Origin of the sequence: Streptomyces sp. NPDC005799 (genome assembly GCF_040630525.1) — a bacterium.
Taxonomy (GTDB): Bacteria; Actinomycetota; Actinomycetes; order Streptomycetales; family Streptomycetaceae; genus Streptomyces; species Streptomyces griseorubiginosus_B.
The window spans coordinates 1-1,503 of record NZ_JBEXXQ010000210.1; the positions used below are offsets into that span (position 1 = coordinate 1).

The 1,503-nt window shown below is 70.4% G+C and carries 1 protein-coding gene; it reads right to left on the minus strand.

Features of this window, described 5'->3' with window-relative positions; translation table 11 throughout:
• Positions 1-248: 248 nt before the first annotated feature.
• Positions 249-1,448: an IS4 family transposase gene (locus tag ABZ453_RS51280; protein ID WP_359026975.1), complete on the minus strand. Its 1,200-nt coding sequence runs from the start codon at positions 1,446-1,448 to the stop codon at positions 249-251.
• Positions 1,449-1,503: the final 55 nt, after the last annotated feature.

Here is a 1,503-nt window from a genome sequence, read left to right on the forward strand (position 1 = left end):
CAATGCCGCTGCTTTAAGTGGTGGCCTTGGATTTTCGCTTGGTCGGGGCGGTCCTGGACGCGGGAACGATGGTGACCGCCTCGGCCGGTGCGGCGACGGGCTGCGGCCAGGTGCGGTGGTGGGCGCGTTTGAGGCCCCAGTTGGACATCTTGCGCTTGACGACGCGGGGGAACGCGCGAAGTCTGCGGACCGGTAAAAGGCGTCGCAGGATCTCGGCGAGGGTGCGGTCCCAGGCAGCGGCGAGGCGGTCAGGGGGAAAAAGCCGCCTGGGCGGGGACCTGGCGGCGCACGACGCGGAGGGAACGGGTGAAGGACAGCCGGTCGGGGTCGGTCCCGGCCTGGGCTGCGGCCTCGTGCATAACCTGGCGTACGGCGTGATGGACGAGGAGGAAGCCGTAGACCTCCTGCTCGACGCCGTCGGGATATCTGGATCGCAGGACCATGTCCGGGCCGCGCTGGTGGACTTTGATCTCGTCCAGCACCCCTTCCACTTCCCACCGCTCGTGATACAAGGCCGCGAGCTCGGCGGCCGGTGCCTGGTCCGGATCGAGGATCGTGGTGATCAACCGGATCGGGCCGGCCTCCTCATGGCCGGCGACGGTGTACTCCACCACCCGCACCAGTTGCCCGTGTGCGCGGCGCCTGTCCCGGGCCGTGAAGATCTCCGACAGGTACGAGCCGTCCGCGTACTGCTCGCGCACCACCAGCACCACGTTGGACGCCACCCGCCACAGCAGGTCCGCACCCGTCGCGGCGGCGGTCTTCCACCGGTCGTAACCGGGAAAGCCCCGGTCGGCGAGCAGCAGCATCCCCGGCTGGAGGTGCGGCAGCAGTGTGTCGGCGAGCACCGTCTCGGCCACCGTGCACGCCCCGGTGGCCGCGGCGAAGACCGCATGCGTGCCACACTCGGCCAGCACCACCAGCCGCACCTGCGGAAACGCGCCCTTCTTCTCACCCCGCCCGGACCCCGGGCGTCCGAAGAACGCGTCGTTGGCCGGGGTGTCCGCCACATCCAAGGTCGTGCCGTCCACCGCCACCAGCCGCCGCCCCCGATACCAGGCACCGATCGTGTCCGGTGTCGCCACCGGCCGACACACCCGCGCGAACAGCGCCCGCAGCGGCTCCGGCCCCAGCCGGGCACGCGCCCGGGAGATCGCCCCGGTGGAAGGCACCTCCCACCTGCCCCGCCACCGGCCGGCCCACGCCAGGCCCTCCGTCAACAGCCGCGCGACCTCCTCATACGCCTGCCCGGAGAACAAGCACATGGCCAGCACGAAGTAGACCACCACCCGGGCCGGCAGCAACCGACTCCGCTGCTCAACCCGGCCCGCCTCAGCAACAACCTCATCGACCAACTCCGCCGGGAACGCCCGCGTCAGCACCCCCAACGCGATCCTGTCCGACAACCGCTCCTCAACCGGCGGCTTCACCTGCCCAGCCCGTGGCACCAGCACCCTCCCAGCCACAAGCTACAAGCAACTCACCCCAAAGTCAGCGGCATTG